This is a genomic window from Desulfovibrio aminophilus DSM 12254, assembly GCF_000422565.1.
In the GTDB taxonomy this organism is placed as follows: Bacteria; Desulfobacterota; Desulfovibrionia; order Desulfovibrionales; family Desulfovibrionaceae; genus Aminidesulfovibrio; species Aminidesulfovibrio aminophilus.
In genome coordinates this window covers 111,300-127,629 of record NZ_AUMA01000009.1, presented here as the reverse complement: position 1 = coordinate 127,629, position 16,330 = coordinate 111,300, and the positions used below count along the sequence as shown (strand labels likewise).

Annotated in this window: 17 protein-coding genes; 10 read left to right on the top strand and 7 right to left on the bottom strand. The window is 70.2% G+C overall.

Annotation, left to right across the window (positions count from 1 at the left end; all coding sequences use genetic code 11):
* Nucleotides 1-6: 6 nt before the first annotated feature.
* Nucleotides 7-1,239, bottom strand: a complete 1,233-nt coding sequence (locus H587_RS0107170; protein ID WP_034608771.1) for a bifunctional cobalt-precorrin-7 (C(5))-methyltransferase/cobalt-precorrin-6B (C(15))-methyltransferase — start codon at nucleotides 1,237-1,239, stop codon at nucleotides 7-9.
* 111 nt (nucleotides 1,240-1,350) lie between these two features.
* Between H587_RS0107170 and H587_RS0107165 the strand changes: the two genes are divergently transcribed.
* Nucleotides 1,351-2,358 carry a polysaccharide deacetylase family protein gene (locus H587_RS0107165; RefSeq protein ID WP_169432756.1) on the top strand — a complete coding sequence of 336 codons (1,008 nt, stop codon included), beginning with the start codon at nucleotides 1,351-1,353 and terminating at the stop codon, nucleotides 2,356-2,358.
* On the opposite strand, the gene cbiD is transcribed toward H587_RS0107165, so the two are convergent.
* Genes cbiD through H587_RS0107140 form a run of 5 tightly spaced genes read right to left on the bottom strand, consistent with a single transcriptional unit; the run spans nucleotide 2,355 to nucleotide 7,685 of the window.
* Entirely contained in the window at nucleotides 2,355-3,446 is a 1,092-nt protein-coding gene (gene cbiD, locus H587_RS0107160) for a cobalt-precorrin-5B (C(1))-methyltransferase CbiD (RefSeq protein WP_027175689.1), read from the bottom strand. The genes H587_RS0107165 and cbiD overlap by 4 nt on opposite strands.
* Nucleotides 3,443-4,939, bottom strand: coding sequence for an SDR family oxidoreductase (locus H587_RS0107155; protein ID WP_027175688.1), 1,497 nt, complete (start codon nucleotides 4,937-4,939; stop codon nucleotides 3,443-3,445). Before H587_RS0107155 ends, cbiD begins: the two co-directional genes overlap by 4 nt.
* A 22-nt stretch (nucleotides 4,940-4,961) precedes the next feature.
* Entirely contained in the window at nucleotides 4,962-6,455 is a 1,494-nt protein-coding gene (locus tag H587_RS17650) for an SDR family oxidoreductase (protein WP_245560836.1), read from the bottom strand.
* Nucleotide 6,456: 1 nt separating this feature from the next.
* Complete coding sequence (locus tag H587_RS0107145) at nucleotides 6,457-6,681, bottom strand: hypothetical protein (RefSeq protein WP_027175687.1); 225 nt, start codon at nucleotides 6,679-6,681, stop codon at nucleotides 6,457-6,459.
* Complete coding sequence (locus H587_RS0107140) at nucleotides 6,678-7,685, bottom strand: NAD(P)H-dependent glycerol-3-phosphate dehydrogenase (protein ID WP_027175686.1); 1,008 nt, start codon at nucleotides 7,683-7,685, stop codon at nucleotides 6,678-6,680. Before H587_RS0107140 ends, H587_RS0107145 begins: the two co-directional genes overlap by 4 nt.
* A gap of 155 nt (nucleotides 7,686-7,840) precedes the next feature.
* Here H587_RS0107140 and ahbB point away from each other — a divergent pair, with 155 nt between their 5' ends.
* The 8 genes from ahbB to H587_RS0107100 all read left to right on the top strand — a co-directional run bounded on the left by ahbB (nucleotide 7,841) and on the right by H587_RS0107100 (nucleotide 14,743).
* Nucleotides 7,841-8,338: a siroheme decarboxylase subunit beta gene (gene ahbB / locus H587_RS0107135; RefSeq protein WP_027175685.1), complete on the top strand. Its 498-nt coding sequence runs from the start codon at nucleotides 7,841-7,843 to the stop codon at nucleotides 8,336-8,338.
* Complete coding sequence (gene hemL / locus H587_RS0107130; protein ID WP_027175684.1) at nucleotides 8,335-9,603, top strand: glutamate-1-semialdehyde 2,1-aminomutase; 1,269 nt, start codon at nucleotides 8,335-8,337, stop codon at nucleotides 9,601-9,603. The genes ahbB and hemL overlap by 4 nt, the downstream gene beginning before the upstream one ends.
* A gap of 28 nt (nucleotides 9,604-9,631) precedes the next feature.
* Complete coding sequence (locus H587_RS0107125; protein WP_027175683.1) at nucleotides 9,632-10,627, top strand: cobalt-precorrin 5A hydrolase; 996 nt, start codon at nucleotides 9,632-9,634, stop codon at nucleotides 10,625-10,627.
* A 2-nt stretch (nucleotides 10,628-10,629) separates the two neighbouring features.
* Nucleotides 10,630-11,421: a precorrin-3B C(17)-methyltransferase gene (gene cobJ / locus H587_RS17645; protein WP_051202515.1), complete on the top strand. Its 792-nt coding sequence runs from the start codon at nucleotides 10,630-10,632 to the stop codon at nucleotides 11,419-11,421.
* Nucleotides 11,422-11,536: 115 nt separating this feature from the next.
* Complete coding sequence (locus H587_RS0107115) at nucleotides 11,537-11,914, top strand: cytochrome c3 family protein (protein ID WP_027175682.1); 378 nt, start codon at nucleotides 11,537-11,539, stop codon at nucleotides 11,912-11,914.
* 65 nt (nucleotides 11,915-11,979) lie between these two features.
* A complete protein-coding gene (locus tag H587_RS0107110; RefSeq protein ID WP_027175681.1) occupies nucleotides 11,980-13,560 on the top strand; it encodes a hypothetical protein in 1,581 nt (526 codons plus the stop codon).
* A gap of 290 nt (nucleotides 13,561-13,850) precedes the next feature.
* Nucleotides 13,851-14,027, top strand: a complete 177-nt coding sequence (locus tag H587_RS20815) for a hypothetical protein (protein ID WP_169432755.1) — start codon at nucleotides 13,851-13,853, stop codon at nucleotides 14,025-14,027.
* Entirely contained in the window at nucleotides 14,024-14,743 is a 720-nt protein-coding gene (locus tag H587_RS0107100) for a ubiquinone/menaquinone biosynthesis methyltransferase (protein ID WP_027175680.1), read from the top strand. Before H587_RS20815 ends, H587_RS0107100 begins: the two co-directional genes overlap by 4 nt.
* Here the strand turns inward: H587_RS0107100 and H587_RS0107095 are convergent.
* Complete coding sequence (locus tag H587_RS0107095) at nucleotides 14,740-14,940, bottom strand: DUF2065 domain-containing protein (RefSeq protein WP_027175679.1); 201 nt, start codon at nucleotides 14,938-14,940, stop codon at nucleotides 14,740-14,742. The two genes, H587_RS0107100 and H587_RS0107095, sit on opposite strands and share 4 nt — an antisense overlap.
* A 69-nt stretch (nucleotides 14,941-15,009) precedes the next feature.
* Between H587_RS0107095 and H587_RS0107090 the strand changes: the two genes are divergently transcribed.
* Entirely contained in the window at nucleotides 15,010-16,323 is a 1,314-nt protein-coding gene (locus H587_RS0107090) for a nucleotide sugar dehydrogenase (protein WP_034608765.1), read from the top strand.
* Nucleotides 16,324-16,330: the final 7 nt, after the last annotated feature.

Here is a 16,330-nt window from a genome sequence, read left to right as displayed (position 1 = left end):
AAGGCCTCAAGGCTTTTCGGCCCAGAGGATGAACACCGGATTCTGGGCCCTGAAGCGCAGATCCCCGGCCAGCCGGTCCGAGGTGCTGGCCTGGAGCTGCGTGACCCCGAAGTGCCAGTTGAGCTGCTCCAGATGCCCCTTGGCCCGGTGCAGGGTGTCCAGGAGGATGCAGTGGATGACCACGCGGCCGCCGGACTTGAGCCTGCGGCAGGCCTCCTCCAGCACGGCGTTGTCCTGGCCGAGTCCGCCGCCGATGAAGACGCGGTCCGGGTCCGGCAGGCCCTTCAGGCAGCCGGGCATCTCCCCCTGCACGGTCTCCACGGCCCAGGCGCCCATGCGGCGCACGTTTTCGCGGATCATGGCCGCGCGGTTGCGGTTCTTCTCCACGGCGTAGACCCGGCCCCGGGAGGCCAGGTGCGAGGCCTCGATGGACACCGAACCGCAGCCCGCGCCCAGATCCCAGACCAGGGCCTGGGGCGCCACGGAGAGCAGGGCCAGGCCGGCGGCGCGCACGGCCAGCTTGGTGATGAGTTCCTTCTCGTGGAAGAAATAGTGGTCCGGGGTGCCCAGGCAGGGCGGGATCTCCGGCGGATACTGGCGCTCGAAGACCACCACGTTGAGCGGGGCGAAGGTCTGGTCCCAGGCCTCCTCCAGGGTCACCTGCTGCACGCGCTCCTCGGGCGCGCCGAGGTTCTCCAGCACGGACATGCTGAATCCGTCGGTGCCGCGTTCCAGCAGCGCCCGGGCGATGGCCTGGGGCGTGTTCTCCTCGTCGGTGAAGACGAGCACGTGGTCCGCGCGCACCAGGGCCGAGAAGAGCGGGGCGTAGTCCGAGCGGCCGTGGAGGGACACGGTGGCCGCCTCCTGCCAGGGGAACTTCAGGCGCGCGGCGGCCAGCTGGAGGGTGCTCACGTTGGGGTGGAAGAGCACCCGCTCCGGGCCCAGGGCTTCCAGCAGGCGCTTGCCCAGGCCGTAGAACAGGGGGTCGCCGTCGGCCAGGACGACGACGCCGCCGTTCATCGTCTCGCTTTCGATGTCGCGCAGCACGGCGTCCAGGGGCCCGCTGACGGGCAGGCGGCGTTCGGCCCTGGGGGCCAGATCCCGGCCGCAGGCCTCCAGCAGACGCTTGCCGCCGACGAGGACGCGGGCCCGGGCCAGGATCTCGGCGCAATCCGGCGGGGGAATCAACGAGCCGGGCGCGAGGCCCAGCACATGCACGGGGTCGGGGGTCGTGTTCATGGGCGGGTTATAACGGGAAGGCCGCCCGGGGGGAAGAGGCCTGAATCCGCTTGCCAGGGGAAATGGTTTCCTCTAGTTCTGGCTCGAAACGACCCTGAAAAGGTGCCCACGATGCGAAAAACGATGTTTTCGGCCGCCCTCCTGCTGGCGGCCTTTCTCTGCCTGACGGCGGGCCCGGCCCGGGCCCAGGGAATGGTCACGCTGGTCTTCGACGACGGACTGGCCTCGGTCTACGACAACGCCCTGCCCATCCTGGAGAAAAACGGCCTGCCGGCGGTCACGGCGCTCATCGCCGAGAACGTGCGCTGGCCTCACGGCGGCTACATGACCAAGGAGCAGGCCCTGGACCTCCAGAAGCGGGGCTGGGAGATCGCCTCCCACAGCATCCACCACATCGGGCCCAAGATGATCCCGTTGCGCCTGGAGGACGAGCCCCTGACGCTCAAGCCGGTGAAGGTCCAGGGCGTCACGGTCTACCGCGCGCCCTACGCCTATTCCGATTGCGTGGCCGTGTTCCTGGACGACCTGCCCCTGGCCCCCATGGGCTCGATCCAGGAAATGCTGACCACCGGCGGGGCCTTCTTCCATGACAAGCAGGCCAAGACCTTGACCGTGCTGCCGCGTTTCGACCCCGGGGCCAGGAGCCTGACCGTGAAGGTGGGCTCCTACGAGCGTGAGCTGCGCGACTCCCGCGACGAGCTGCGGGGCCATGGCCTGGACGTGAGCGCCTTCGTGGCTCCGTTCAGCCAGTGGACGCCTGAGAGCCGGAACCTCTCCACCCGTTATTACACCCTGGCCGCCTCGCTGGGCGATGGGGTCAACGAGCCCGCGCCCGCCGGGTCCGGCGTGATCCGCCGCAACGAGGCCTACGACCTCCACAACCTGGAACGCTATTCCGTGCGCGCGGGCGCCAGCCTGGAGGAACTTCAGGAACTCATCCGTCAGCACGCCATGGTGGAGGAAGACTGGGTGGTGCTCTGCCTGCATGGGATCGGGGCCGACGCTTACGAGCCCATCAGCGAGAAGAAGCTGGCGGCCCTGGCCGACTGGCTGCGGGCGAATCGGGTCAGCGTGGTGACCCTGAGTCAGGGCGCGCTGCTCCTGGGCCTGGGCCGCTAGAGCAGGCGGCCGCCCTCCAGGTCGAAGACCGCGTAGGCGATGTCCGGGGCCCTGGCCCCGGCGAAGCCGCGCGCGGCCGAGGCCGCGCGTCCGGCCAGGAGCCGGAGCAGGGCGGCCAGGGCCGGGTCCGGCCGCAGCAGGTCGAGCAGCTCCCGGGCCGTGTTCACCCTGGCCGCACGTTCCACCCCCTTGGGCGCGATTCCCGCTTCCGCGCACCAGCCCGCCACCCGGCCGAAGTCCAGGTCCGCCTCGTGGGCGTGGGTGTTGGGCAGGCCCAGGGCCTGCTTGACGAGTTTGCCGAAGAACACCGCCCAGGTGATTCGGGCGAAGCCCTTCTCCGCCGCCAGCCGGGTGGCCTCGGCGAAGAAGTCGGCGGCCTGGACCACGCCCAGTTCCGGGGTTCCGGGCGCGGCCTCGCGCCACTGGCGCTCACTGCGCCGCCCGGTGGTCAGCACGATCTCCGCCAGCCCGGCGGCCCGGGCCACGTCCAGGGCCTCGGCGATGGAGGCCAGCCAGGAGTCGTGGCTGTAGGGCCGGACGATCCCGGCCGTGCCCAGGATGGAGATGCCGCCCAGGATGCCCAGGCGGGCGTTCATGGTTTTTTTCGCCAGTTTCTCGCCCGCCGGAACCTCGATGACCACCCGCGCGCCCGCGCCCAGGCCGGAGTCCTCCAGGGCCTCGGCCACGGCCCGGGCGATCTGCTCCCTGGGGGTCGGGTTGATGGCGGGCTGCCCCGGCGGCACGGGCAGACCCGGCAAGGTCACTCTTCCGATCCCTTTCCCGCCTTCGAGAATGATTTCTCCATCCCTCAATCCGGATTTTTGTTCCACGAAGGCATGAATTTCAGCCCCATCTGTCACGTCAGGGTCATCTCCAGCGTCCTTGATGACCACGGCCCGGGCCCCGCTTCCTTCGGCCCCGCAACGGGCCACGGGCACCGTGAGCCGTCCGCCGCCGGGCAGGGGCACGTCCACGCTCCCCGGCGCGCTCCAGGTGGCCAGGAACAAGGCCGCGGCCTTGGCCGCCGCGGCGGCCGCCGTGCCGGTGGTGAATCCCTCGCGGAGAGGGCGGACGCCGTCCGCGCTCATGAGGCTTCCGGCCCGGTGAGTACGCGCAGCCCGGCGGCCCGGGCCATGTGCGTGAGCATGTTTTTGAACAGGTAGGCGTGGGATGGGTAGAAGGTCCACCAGTAGGCCAGACCCCAGAGACCCCGGGGCAGGAAACTCGGGGTCATGGACAGCCGCGTGGGGCCGCCCTCCTGGCGGTCGATGCGGAACTCCAGCATGGCCTGGCCCGGGAGTTTCATCTCGGCCAGGAGCAGGAGGCGGCGCGGCGGGTCCACGGCCAGCACCCGCCAGAAGTCCAGGTGATCGCCCACGGCCGGGGTCTCGGCCGCGCGGCGGCCGCGGGTGAAGCCCGGCCCCCCGGCCAGCTTGTCCATGAAGGCCCGCAGCTTCCAGAGCAGGTCGCCGAAATACCAACCGGTGTCGCCGCCGATGCGGCGCACGACCTCCCAGGCCTCTTCCGGAGTTCCGGCCAGGGTCAGGGAGTAGGTGGTGCGGAAGATCGTGCCCCCGGCGTATGGGGCATCGCCGCAGGCCGCCCATTCAGGCAGGCAGGCCGATCCTGCGTCGAAGCAGCAGGAGGGAACGGCGTTCTGGCGGGTGCGGTCCAGGGCCGTGGCGATGGCCTCGCGGCAGGAGAGCAGTTCCTGCGGGACGAGTTCGCGGATGCGTTCGTCGCGGCAGACCACTTCGTTGGCCAGGCCTTCCACCAGGGGCCGCACCAGGGCCATGGGCACCGGCGTGACCATGTTCACCCACCAGGCCGAGAGCCGGGGCGTGAGCAGGGGCAGGGCCAGGATGAGCCGCGGCCTGATCCCGGCCACCTCGGCGTAGAGCCGGAACAGCTCCCGGTAGGAGAGCACGTCCGGGCCGCCGATTTCGTAGGTCTGTCCGGCCGTCCCCTCGTTCTGCAGGCAACCGACGAGGTATTCCAGGACGTTGCTGACGGCCACGGGCTGGCATTTCGTGTTCACCCAGCGTGGGGTGATCATGAACGGCAGGCGTTCACAGAGGTGGCGCAGGATTTCGAAGGAGGCGCTGCCCGAGCCGAGGATCATGGCCGCGCGCAGCTGGGTCACGGCGGCCGGGCCCAGGGCCAGGAGTTCGCCCACCTCGTGGCGTGACCGCAGGTGCTCGGAAAGGGCGGCGGAGTCGTCGCCCAGGCCCGAGAGGTAGATGATCCTGGCCAGCCCCGTGGCCTTTGCCGCCCGGACCATGTTGCAGGCCGCGCGGCGGTCCAGGGCTGCGAAGTCGCGGGCTTCGGGGCGCATGGAATGGACGAGGTAATAGGCCGCGCGGCAGCCGCGCATGGCCTCGGTCAGGGACGCCTCGTCCAGGGCGTCGGCCACGACCGGCTCCAGGTTCGGATGCCGTCCCCAGGGCCGGGAGCGGATTTTTTCCACCGAACGCCCGGCGGCGCGCACCCGGAAGCCGCGCTCCAGCAGGAGGGGGACCAGCCGTCCGCCCACGTAGCCGGTGGCGCCCAGGACCAGGATGGGGCTTTCGCTCCGTTCCATGCGGAACCTCCTCGCGTCGGGATCAGCCCGGTGAACTCACCGGGCCGCGCAGGATGCGCGCCCCGGCCGCCCGGGCCATGTGTTTGAGCATGGGCCGGAAGAGCAGGTGGTGCGAGGGAGCGATGCACCACCAATACAGCATTCCCGCCAAGCCCCGGGGTTCGAAGCTCGGGGTCATGCGCAGCTCGGTGCCGCCGTCGGGCAGGGGGTTCACGCTGAACTCCAGCAGGGCCTCGCCCGGGGCCCGCATCTCGGCGCGCAGGAGCAGGCGTCTCGGCTCGTCCACCTCGACCACCCGCCAGAAGTCCAGGAAGTCGCCCATGGCCACGGTGTCCGGGCTGCGGCGTCCCCGGCACAGGCCCGGGCCCCCGCACAGCTCGTCCACGAAGCCGCGCATCCGCCAGAGGAAGTCCCCGAAGTACCAGCCCGTGTCCCCGCCGATGCGCTTGACCACGTTCCAGGCGGTTTCCGGAGGCCCGGCCAGGGTCACGGAAAAGGTGTCGTGGAAGACCTTGGCCCCGGGCGCGGCCTGACCCTTGGCCCACTGGGGCAGGCGGGTGGAGCCGGCGTCGAAGCAGGACGAGGGCACGTCGTGGCGGCGCACGTTGTCCAGGGCCTCGGCGACGGCCTCGCGGCAGGAGCGCAACGGGATGGGCAGGATCTCGCGGATGCGCGTGTCGTGGCAGATGACCTGGGTGCGCATGCGCTCCACCAGGGGCTTGATGAGCGACACGGACATGGGCGTCACGAGGTTGATCCACCAGATGGAGAGTTTGGTGCTGCGCACCGGCAGGGTCAGGATGAAGCGGCGCGGCAGACCGGCCACCTCGGCGTAGAGCCGGAAGAGTTCCTTGTAGGTGAGCACGTCCGGGCCGCCGATCTCGTAGGTCCGGCCGATGGTCTCCGGCTTCTCCAGGCATCCGGCGAGGTATTCCAGAACGTCCGCGATGGCGATGGGCTGGCAGAGGGTGTTGGCCCAGCGGGGGGCCACCAGGACGCGCAGATGTTCGCAGAGTGCGCGGATCATCTCGAAGGAGGCCCCGCCCGAGCCGAGCACCAGGGGGGTGCGCAGCTGGGTCAGGGGCGCGGCCAGGGAGAGGATTTCGCCCACCTCGTAGCGCGACCGCAGCTGTTCGGAGAGATGCTCGGGGTCGCCGCCCAGGCCGGTGAAGTAGATGATCCGGGGCAGCTTGGCGGCCAGGGCCGCGCGTACCGCGGAATAGGCTAGGCGGCGGTCCAGGGAGGCGTAATGGGCCGCCCCGGGCTTGATGGAATGCACCAGGTAGTAGAGCGCCCGGCAACCGCGCATGGCCTCGGTCAGGGCCTCGGTGTCCAGCGCGTCGGCCCGGACGATCTCCAGGTTCGGATGCCGTCCCCAGGGGCGGCCCTGGAGTTTGCGGATGGAGCGCACGGCGGCGCGCACCCGGACGCCGCGCTCCAGCAGCAGGGGCGTCAGACGCCCGCCCACGTAGCCCGTGGCGCCCATGACCAGAACGGGAGCGTTGTCCTGATCCACGTCAGTCCTTCTTTTCCCAGCCGAGCAGGGTCAGGCAGTCCTCGAAGACGCGCGGGCGGTCGGCCTCCGGCGCGTGCGCGGACTCGTCCCGGCAGGTGGCCGAGTCGGTTTCGAAACGCTGATCCTCCTCACGGGGACTCGCGATGTTCGGATGCGTCCATTCCTTGCCGCAGCCGGAGAGCGCCAGGGCGGCCAGCAGCAGGGCGGCGACGGCGGTTCGGCTCATTCCTCCTCCTCGTGTTCGTCCTTCAGGCTGCGGGTCATGAGTTCCTTCACGGCCTGAGCCGGGGGCCGGTCCTCGTGCAGGATGCGGTGGACCTGCTCGGTGATGGGCAGCTCCACGCCGAGTTTCTTCGCCAGGGCGTGCATGGCCTCGGTGGTCTTCACGCCCTCGGCCACGGTGCGGGTTCCGGCCATGATCTCGGAGAGCTTCATGCCCTGGCCCAGCTTGAGGCCCACCTGGCGGTTGCGCGAGAGATCGCCGGTGCAGGTGAGCACGAGGTCGCCCATGCCCGAGAGGCCCATGAAGGTCTTGGCCCGCGCGCCCATGGCCACGCCCAGGCGGCTCATCTCGGCCAGTCCCCGGGTGATGAGCGCGGCGCGGGCGTCGTGACCGAAACCCAGGCCGTCGGCGATGCCCGCCGCGATGGCCATGACGTTCTTCACCGCGCCGCCCAACTCCACGCCCCGGTAGTCCGTGCTCGTGTAGACCCGGAAGGACGGGGTGGAGAAGGCCTCGCGCAGTTCGCGGCCCAGTTCGCGATCCGCGCAGCCGAGCGTCACGCTGGTGGGCATGCCCCGGGCCACCTCGAAGGCGAAGGACGGGCCCGAGAGCACGGCGTAGCGCGGGGAAAGCCCGGCCAGGGCCTCCTTCACCACCACGGACATGGGCTCCAGGGTGTCCATCTCGATGCCCTTGCTGGCGCAGACGATCACCGGCCGCTCGGGCAGGTGGCCGCGCAGGCTTTCCAGGGAGCGGCGCAGGAATTGGCTGGGGATGACCACCAGGACCGCCTCGGCCCCCTGGAGCGCCGCGGCCGGATCGCCGTGGGCGGTGAGTTCCGGGCAGAGCTTCACGCCCGGCAGGAAGGACGGGTTCTCGTGGTCCTCGTTGACGGCCCGGACCACGTCTTCCTCGCGGGCCCAGAGCCGCACGGGAAGACCCTTGCGGCAGAGCATGTCGGCCAGGGTCGTGCCCCAGGCTCCCGCGCCCAGCACGGCGATGCGCATGAAGATCTCCTTTTCGGGCGGGGGGGCGCCCCGTCCGCTTGTCTGTCCGTTTCGGTCCGGAGCCGGGGGTCGCCCCCGCGCCGGACATGTCTTTTCAGAATACCCGTCGCCGCTTCCGGTTGCAAGGCCGGGCCGTTGCGGGTAGATGGACCGGTATGGAAAAGATCGTGTTCACCCCCCTGGAAGAGAGGATTCTGGCCCTGGCCGGAGGCGATCTGCCGGACTCCGCGACGCCCTTCGCGGACATCGCCGAGGCCGTGGGCACGGACGAGAAGACGGTGCTCGACCTGCTGCGCGGGCTCAAGGAGCGCGGCGTGATCCGGCGCTTCGGAGCCACCCTGCGGCACCAGAAGGCGGGCTACGGCCACAACGCCATGGTGGCTTGGCGCGTGGATGACCCGGCCGAGGCCGCCCGCGTGGGCGAACTCCTGGCCTCCCGGCCGGAGATCAGCCACGCCTACGAACGCCGCACCTACCCGGAGTGGCCCTACAACCTGTACACCATGATCCACGGCCGCAACCCGGGCGACAGCCTGAAGGTGGCCGAGGAGCTGTCCCGGGCCACGGGCATCACCGACTACGCCGTGCTCAACAGCCTGCGGGAATTGAAAAAGACATCCATGCGCTATTTTCGCGAGGAGGACGAGGAATGACCAGTTCCGCCGATTGGTTCCGCCGGGCCCAGGACGTCCTGCCCGGCGGTGTGAACAGCCCGGTGCGGGCCTGCCGCGGCGTGGGCTGCGACCCCCTGTTCACCGAGAGCGCCCGGGGCAGCCGCATGCACACCGTGGACGGGCAGGAGCTCATCGACTTCGTGTTGAGCTGGGGGCCGATGATCCTCGGCCATTGCGACCCCGAGGTGGTCGAGGCCGCCCGTCGGGCCGTGGAGCGCGGCTCGAGCTACGGCGCGCCCTGCCCGGGCGAGGTGGAGCTGGCCGAGGCCGTGCGGCGGCTCATGCCCGGCATGGAGATGATGCGCATGGTCTCCTCGGGCACCGAGGCCACCATGAGCGCCCTGCGCCTGGCCCGGGGCTTCACCGGCCGGGACAAGCTCATCAAGTTCGACGGCTGCTACCACGGACACAGCGACGCCTTCCTGGCCAGCGCGGGTTCGGGCCTGGCCACCCTGTCCATTCCCGGCACCCCCGGCGTGCCCGCCGACGTGGTGGCCCACACCCTCATCGCGCCCTACAACGACCTGGAGGCCGTGGAAGACCTCTTCAACCGTCACGGCCGCGAGATCGCCTGCGTCATCGTCGAGCCGGCGGCCGGAAACATGGGCCTCGTGCCCCCGGAGCCGGGTTTCCTGGAAGGTCTGCGCGCCCTTTGCACCCGCTTCGGCGCGCTGCTCATCTTCGACGAGGTCATCACCGGCTTCCGCCTGTCCCTGGGCGGGGCCCAGGCCCGCTACGGCGTTCGGCCGGACCTGACCACCCTGGGCAAGATCATCGGCGGCGGCTTCCCGGTGGGCTGCTTCGGCGGACGCCGGGAAATCATGGAGCACGTGGCCCCCGTGGGCGCGGTCTACCAGGCAGGGACGCTCTCCGGGAACCCGGCGGCCATGGCCGCCGGACTGGCCACCCTGCGCCGCCTGGAGGCCTGCGACTACGACGCCCTGGAGCGCCGTACCCTGGCCTTCGCCCGGGACTTGAAATCCGTGCTGGAGGAGAAGGGTCTGCCCGTGCAGATGAACCATGTGGCCTCGATCTTCACGCTCTTCTTCACCAAAACGCCGGTGACGGACTTCGACACGGCCAAGACCATGGACACCGAAGCCTACGCCACGTTCTTCCGCCAGATGCGGGAGGCCGGGGTGAATCTCGCGCCCTCGGGCTACGAATGCACCTTCACCTCCTTCGCCCACACCGAGGAGGACTTCGCGGCCACGCTGGACGCCGCCCGGAGGGTGCGGTTCTAGGACGGAAGGCCCCCGGAGGGCCGAGCGCATGCCGGAATCCATCGCGGTCTACGCCCTGACCCCGGGCGGGCTGGAGCTGGCGCGGCGGCTGGCCCCCGGCCTGGACGCCGAGGTCTTCGCCCCGGCCCGCCTGGCCGGGCCGGGTGAGCGGGGCTTCGAAAGTCTGACCGCCTGTCTGGCCGAGACCTTCGGCCGCTTCTCCGCGCATGTCTTCGTGGCCGCCGCCGGGCTCGTGGTCCGGCTGATCGCCCCGCGCCTGCGCGGCAAGGACCGCGATCCGGCCGTGCTCGTCCTGGACCAGGAGGGACGCTTCTGCGTCAGCCTGCTCTCCGGCCATCTGGGCGGGGCCAACGCCCTGGCCCGGCGCGTGGCCGGGCTCACCGGCGGGCAGGCCGTGGTCACCACGGCCACGGACTCGGCCGGGCTGCCCTCGCTGGACCTCCTGGCCGTGGAGCGCGGGCTGGCCATCGGCAACCTGTCGGCCGTGAAGCGGGCCAACGCCCTGCTCCTGGAGGGCGGCGTCCTGGCCGTGGAGGATCCGGGCCGACGGTTGGGCGACCTGGACCCGGCGCATTTTCGCCGGGTGGACTCCGGCGGCCGGGTGCGCGTGGACTGGCGGGCCGCCGCGGGTGACGAAATTCTGGTCCTGCATCCGCGTGTGCTCTGGGCCGGGATGGGCTGCCGCAGGGGAACCCCGGCGGTCGAGATCAGGGAACTGCTGACGCGGGTCTTCGCCGAGGAGGGCTTGGCCCCGGCGAGTCTGGCCGGGATCGCCAGCGTGGCGGACAAGGCCGACGAACCCGGGCTGCTGGAAGCCGCGCGGGAACTCGGCGTCGAAGCGCGGTTTTTTTCGCGGGAGGAACTCTCCCGCGTGGCGGTGCCCACGCCGTCGGCGCTGGTGCGCAAACACATGGGTCTGGAGGGAGTATGCGAGGCAGCGGCGATGCTGGCCGCCGACGGACCGCTGGTCGTGCCCAAGCGCAAGACCACGCGGGCGACCCTGGCCGTGGCCCTGGCCGGCTGAGCGTGGTCGGCCTGGGGCCGGGCGACCCGGGGCTGCTCTGTCCCTTGGCCCGGGCTGCCCTGGCCTCGGCATCGGCCGTGGTCGGCTATTCCGGCTACCTGGATCTGCTGGAGCCGGAGGTGCTGGAGGGCCGCGAGGTGGTCTCCACCGGCATGACCGGCGAGGTGGAACGCGCGGGCCGGGCCGTGGACCTGGCCCTGGCCGGGCGGGACGTGGCCGTGGTCTCCAGCGGCGACGCCGGAATCTACGCCATGGCCGGGCTGGTGCTGGAGGTTCTGGAGGAGCGCGGCCTGCTGGAGCGCGTGCCCTGCGAGGTGGTGCCCGGGGTTCCGGCCCTGGCGGCGGCCGCGGCCCTGCTCGGCGCGCCCTTGACCCACGACTTCGCCTGCGTGAGCCTCTCGGACCTGCTGACGCCCTGGGAGGTCATCGAACGGCGGCTGGACGCGGCCGCCGGGGCGGACTTCGTCCTCGTGCTCTACAATCCGCGCTCCAAGCGCCGGGCCGACCATCTGGAACGGGCCCTGGCCGTGATCGCGCGGCACCGCGGACCGGACACCCCGGTGGGTGTGGTCTGCCGGGCCTTTCGGCCGGGGCAGCGCGCGGAGATCGCCCGGCTGGCGGACGTGGACTGCGGCGGCGTGGACATGCAGACCATCGTGGTGGTGGGCGCTTCCTCCAGTCGCGCGGCGGGGGGGCGCATGCTCACTCCCCGGGGCTACGCCGGGAAGTACGATCTCGCCGGAGGAACGCGCAAGGTCCGGCAAAGACTTGCCAACACGCGGTCAAAAGCGTAAAAGACAAAATGCGCAAAGGGAGTTCCGGGCGAAGACCGGCTTTCGCGCAGTGGATGGAGAAGTGGTTTCGAGTTGTCTGGCAATTGGAAAGTGGAGACAAGGAGGAACGAGGAGAATGAAGCGCATCGTCATCATCAGCGTGGTCTGCGCGGCCCTGGTCGGCTTCGTGGCCCTGCCGGTCCTGTTCGCCGCCGACGCCCCCAAGCAGGACATCGTCATGAAGTCCCCCGGCGCGGCCACCCAGGGCACCGTCACTCTCAGCCATGCCAAGCATGGCAAGCAGAAGTGCGAGGAGTGCCACCACAAGATCAAGGAAAATCCCAAGGACTACAAGTGCGGCACCTGCCACAATGACCTGAAGGCGAAGAAGGGCGACAATTCCTACTACGCCGCCTTCCACGCCCCCACCAGCAACCACAGCTGCATGGGCTGCCACAAGAGCATGAAGCAGGGCCCCACCGCCTGCAACAAGTGCCACGCGAAGAAGTCGTAATGACCGGTTGACCTGGGGGCCGCCTCGGCGGCCCCCAGCGTCTTCAAAATCCCCGAGGTGCGCGTATGTGTCCGGCCAAACCGGAAGCCCCCCGCGATGAAGACCTGCTCGATCTGAGCGACATCGCGGATGAAGGGTCCGCTACCTCCGCCGACCCCATGGACCCCGACGACCTGGACGCCAGCTTCGAGCAGGAGCTGGAGGATCTGTTCGCCGAGGATCTGGGCGAGGACACCAAGCCCGCCAAGACGCAGGCCCGGACCGAGAAGGCCGGATCCTTCGACGACGCCCTTCTGCTGGAGGACGACGACGCGGGCGCGGCCCTGCCGGACATCGATCTGAATCCGCCGGACGATGCGGCGGGGGGCGCCATGGACTCCGCCGGGCTGGACGACCTCATCGACGGCCTGGGCCCCGGGAGTCCCGCCAAGGCGGCCGCGCCGGACGAGCCCGAAATTTCCCTGGACGACGCCCTGATCCTGGACGAGGACTCCCTCGCTGCCGAGGCGGCCCCGGAGGTCGCGGCCGAAGAAGAGGAGACGATCCTCAGCCTGGACGACCTAGTGGCCGAGGAGGCCGGGGACGAGCCGCTGACTCTGGACGAGCCCCTGACCCTGGACGACACGCTGGTCGCCGAGGCGGTCGAGACTTCGACCGCGGACGGCCCCTTGGACCTGCCCGAGGCCGAGATCGTGCTCGACGAGGCCGCCGCGGTGGAGCCGGAGATCGCCCTGGGCGATGTCCTGGAGGAGCGGGACGTCGAACCCGAGATATCCCTGGACGATGTCCTGACCGAGCCGGAGCCCCTGGCCGAGGCGGAAATCTCCCTGGACGACGTCTTGGTCGAGCCGGAGCCCCTGGCCGAGGCGGAGATTTCCCTGGACGGCGTGCTCGCCGAACCCCTGGCCGAGCCGGAGGCCGAGCCCATCGAGGCCGAGGGCATGACCGACGCCGAGATCGCTGCCGACGATGCTTCCGGGCCGGGTCTGGACGAGATCGACGTCTCGCCGGATGACATGCCCGTGTACGCCCCGGCGGCGTCCGCGTCAGAAACGTTTCTCGCCGAGCCCGAGGGCATGACCGACGCCGAGATCGCTGCCGACGACGCATCGGGTCGGGGTCTGGACGAGATCGACGTCTCGCCGGAGGACATGCCCGTGTACGCCCCGGCGGCGTCCGCCCCCGAACCGTCTCCCGCCGAGTCCGAGGCCCTGCACGAGCCCGGAGAGTCCGTGCTCAGCGAAGTGCTTCTGAGCGGGGAAGCGTCCCTGTCGTCCGTTCCTGACCTGAGCGGGATGCCGGCCGAGCCCTCGGCCGACGCCGCGCTGCTCGGCCTGGACCTGGACGAGTCCGGTGACGAGTCCGTGGACGTGGACGCCCTGTTGGACCAGATCGGCGACGAGGACATCCACGCCGCCCTGGTGGGCGCCGAGACCGAGCCGGGAGCCGACGCGCCGGAGCACATCCTGACCCTGGTGGAGGAGCGCGTGGGCGTGCTCACGGCCGAGTTGAGGGAGACCCTGCGCGCCGAGCTGGCCGCCGAGATCAAGACTCTGGTGGAGCAGGCCGTGCCCCGTGAGGCGGCGCGGATCATCCGCGAGGAGATCGCGGCCCTGACCCGCGAACTGGCCGCCGGAGAGGACTGATTCTTTCGAGGTTCCGGTCCGCCGGAGACCTCCGAGCCGAGCGGTGGGGAGCCGTCGGGAGCCTTCCCGGCGAGTCCCCGCCGCTCGGTGTTTCCGGCCCGGCGTCCGTGTTCCCGGCCGCCGCCGAACTCGACGGCCGGTGACCTTCGTGCTAAGGGGGCGGGAAAAAAGAGGGGGGCTTTCCGGTTCTTCTCTTTTCCCGCCCGGCGTCCGCGACCATGGGGGTCGAGGTCATTTCCCCCCGGGCGGGTTTTTTCCGGCCCGGACGGGCCGGGAACATGGGGGTGCATATGGATAAGCTGGAAAAGCAGGCCCTGCAGGTGGCCAAGGAAGTGGTCATCAAGTTCATCGAGGTGGGCCGGGTGTCACCCAACGGCTTCGGCGAGGTCTTTCAGGCCATCTACCAGGACGTGCTGCGGGCCGTGAAGAGCGGCGGCGGCCTGCCCGAATCCGGGGACGACGCGTGACGGAGGCTCCCGCCGAGGCCCACGGCCACAAGGTGGCGGCCATGTTCGGCCGCATCGCCCGCTGGTACGACTTCCTCAACCGGCTTTTGTCCCTGGGGCAGGACGTCTGGTGGCGCTACCGACTGGTGCGGGCCGTGAACCCGCCGCCGGACGGGCTGGTCCTGGACCTCGCCGCGGGAACCCTGGACGTGTCGGTGGAACTTCTGCGCCAGCACCCGGACCTGCGCGTGGCGGCCCTGGACTTCACCCTGCCCATGCTGGCCGTGGGCCGCGAGCGCAAGCTCAAGGGGGCCCGCGCCGAGCGGATCTTCCCGGTCCAGGCCGACGGCCGGGCCCTGCCCCTGCCCGACGCCTCGGTGGACGCCGTGACCATCGCCTTCGGCATCCGCAACATCAAGCCGCGCGCCGAGGCCTACGCCGAGATCCTGCGCGTGCTCAAACCCGGAGGGCGGCTCTGCGTCCTGGAGTTCGGCACGGGCAGCCGCCGGGTCTGGAAGGGGCTGTACAATTTCTACCTGGACAAGCTGCTTCCCGCCATCGGGCGACTGGTCTCCCGCGATGAGGGGGCCTACCGCTACCTGGCCGACACCATCCGGGCCTTCCCGGACGAACGGGCCCTGGCCCGGGAGCTGCTGGAAGCCGGGTTCGCCAAGGTCTGCCATCTGCCGATGCTGTCGGGCATCGTCTTCCTGCACGTGGCGGGCAAGGCGGACTAGAACGAACGGCCGAAGGAGACCAGGAGCACACCCAGGATGATGGCCGTGAGGCCCATGATGCGCAGATGGCGCGGCGGCTGCCCCGCCAGGGTCAGCAGAACCCGCGGCATGCGTTCGGCGAAGAGGAAGTAGGGCAGGCCCTCGATGACGAAGGCCAGTCCCAGGGCCAGGAAGAAGAGCGTCCAGTCGAAGTCCATGAATCATGGTAGCCCGGCGGAGCCGGGTTGTCCACAGACGCCGCGCATCGCGGCCGAGGGAACGAGCAGATGGTGACTTTCGAGGCGATCCGCGACCGCGAATCCCGGGTGGCGGTGGTCGGCCTGGGCTATGTGGGCCTGCCCCTGGCGGTGGCCCTGGCCCGGCATTTCGATGTTCTGGGGTTCGACATCTCCGCGCGGCGGGTGGAGGAGCTGAAGGACGGCAGCGACCGCACCGGCGAGGTGGACCCGGCCGATCTGGCCGCCACCACCGCCGAGTTCTCCTCCGACCCGGCCTGCCTGTCCCGGGCCGGGGTGATCATCGTGGCCGTGCCCACGCCCATCGACGAGCACCGCAATCCCGACGTGCGCCCCGTGACCGGGGCCAGCGCCACGGTGGGCCGCCACCTCGCCCCCGGCAGCGTGGTGGTCTATGAGTCCACGGTCTGGCCCGGCCTCACCGAGGAACTCTGCGTGCCGATCCTGGAGCGCGAGTCCGGGCTGGCCTGCGGCCGCGACTTCCAGGTCGGCTACTCGCCGGAGCGCATCAACCCAGGCGACAAGAAGCACACGCTCGCCACCATCGTCAAGGTGGTGGCCGGGCAGACGCCGGAATGCACCGAGCTGCTGGCCGGGGTTTACGGCGCGGTGGTCGCGGCGGGCGTGTTCCGCGCGCCGAACATCAAGACCGCCGAGGCCGCCAAGGTCATCGAGAATACCCAGCGTGATTTGAACATCGCGCTCATGAACGAGCTGTCCATGATCTTCGGCCGCATGGGCATCGATACCCTGGACGTGCTGGAGGCCGCCGGGACCAAGTGGAACTTCCTGCATTTCCGGCCCGGGCTGGTGGGCGGCCACTGCATCGGTGTGGACCCCTACTACCTGACCTTCAAGGCCGAGTCCCTGGGCTTCCACCCCCAGGTCATCCTGGCCGGTCGGACCATCAACGACTCCGTGGCCAAGTATGTGGCCGAGGCGGCCATCAAGCGGCTCATTCAGAAGGGCGCGGCGGTCAAGGGCGCGCGCGTGGGCGTGCTCGGCCTGACCTTCAAGGAGAACGTGCCGGACCTGCGCAACACCAAGGTCGTGGATCTGGTGCGCGAGCTGGAGGAATACGGCCTGGAGGTTCTGGTCCACGACGCCATGGCCGATCCGGCCGAGGCTCACGAGGAATACGGCCTGCGCCTTGCTGACCTGGACGAGCTGCGCGGCCTGGACGCCCTGGTCCTGGCCGTGGCCCACGACCAGTACCGGAAGATCGCCCCGGCCGAGCTGAAGACCTGGTTCGCCCGCCCCGGGGAGGCCCTGATCCTGGACGTGAAGGGCTTTTTCGACCGCGCCGAGCTGGCCCGCCTGGGCGTCGACCTCTGGCGTTTGTAGGCCGGAG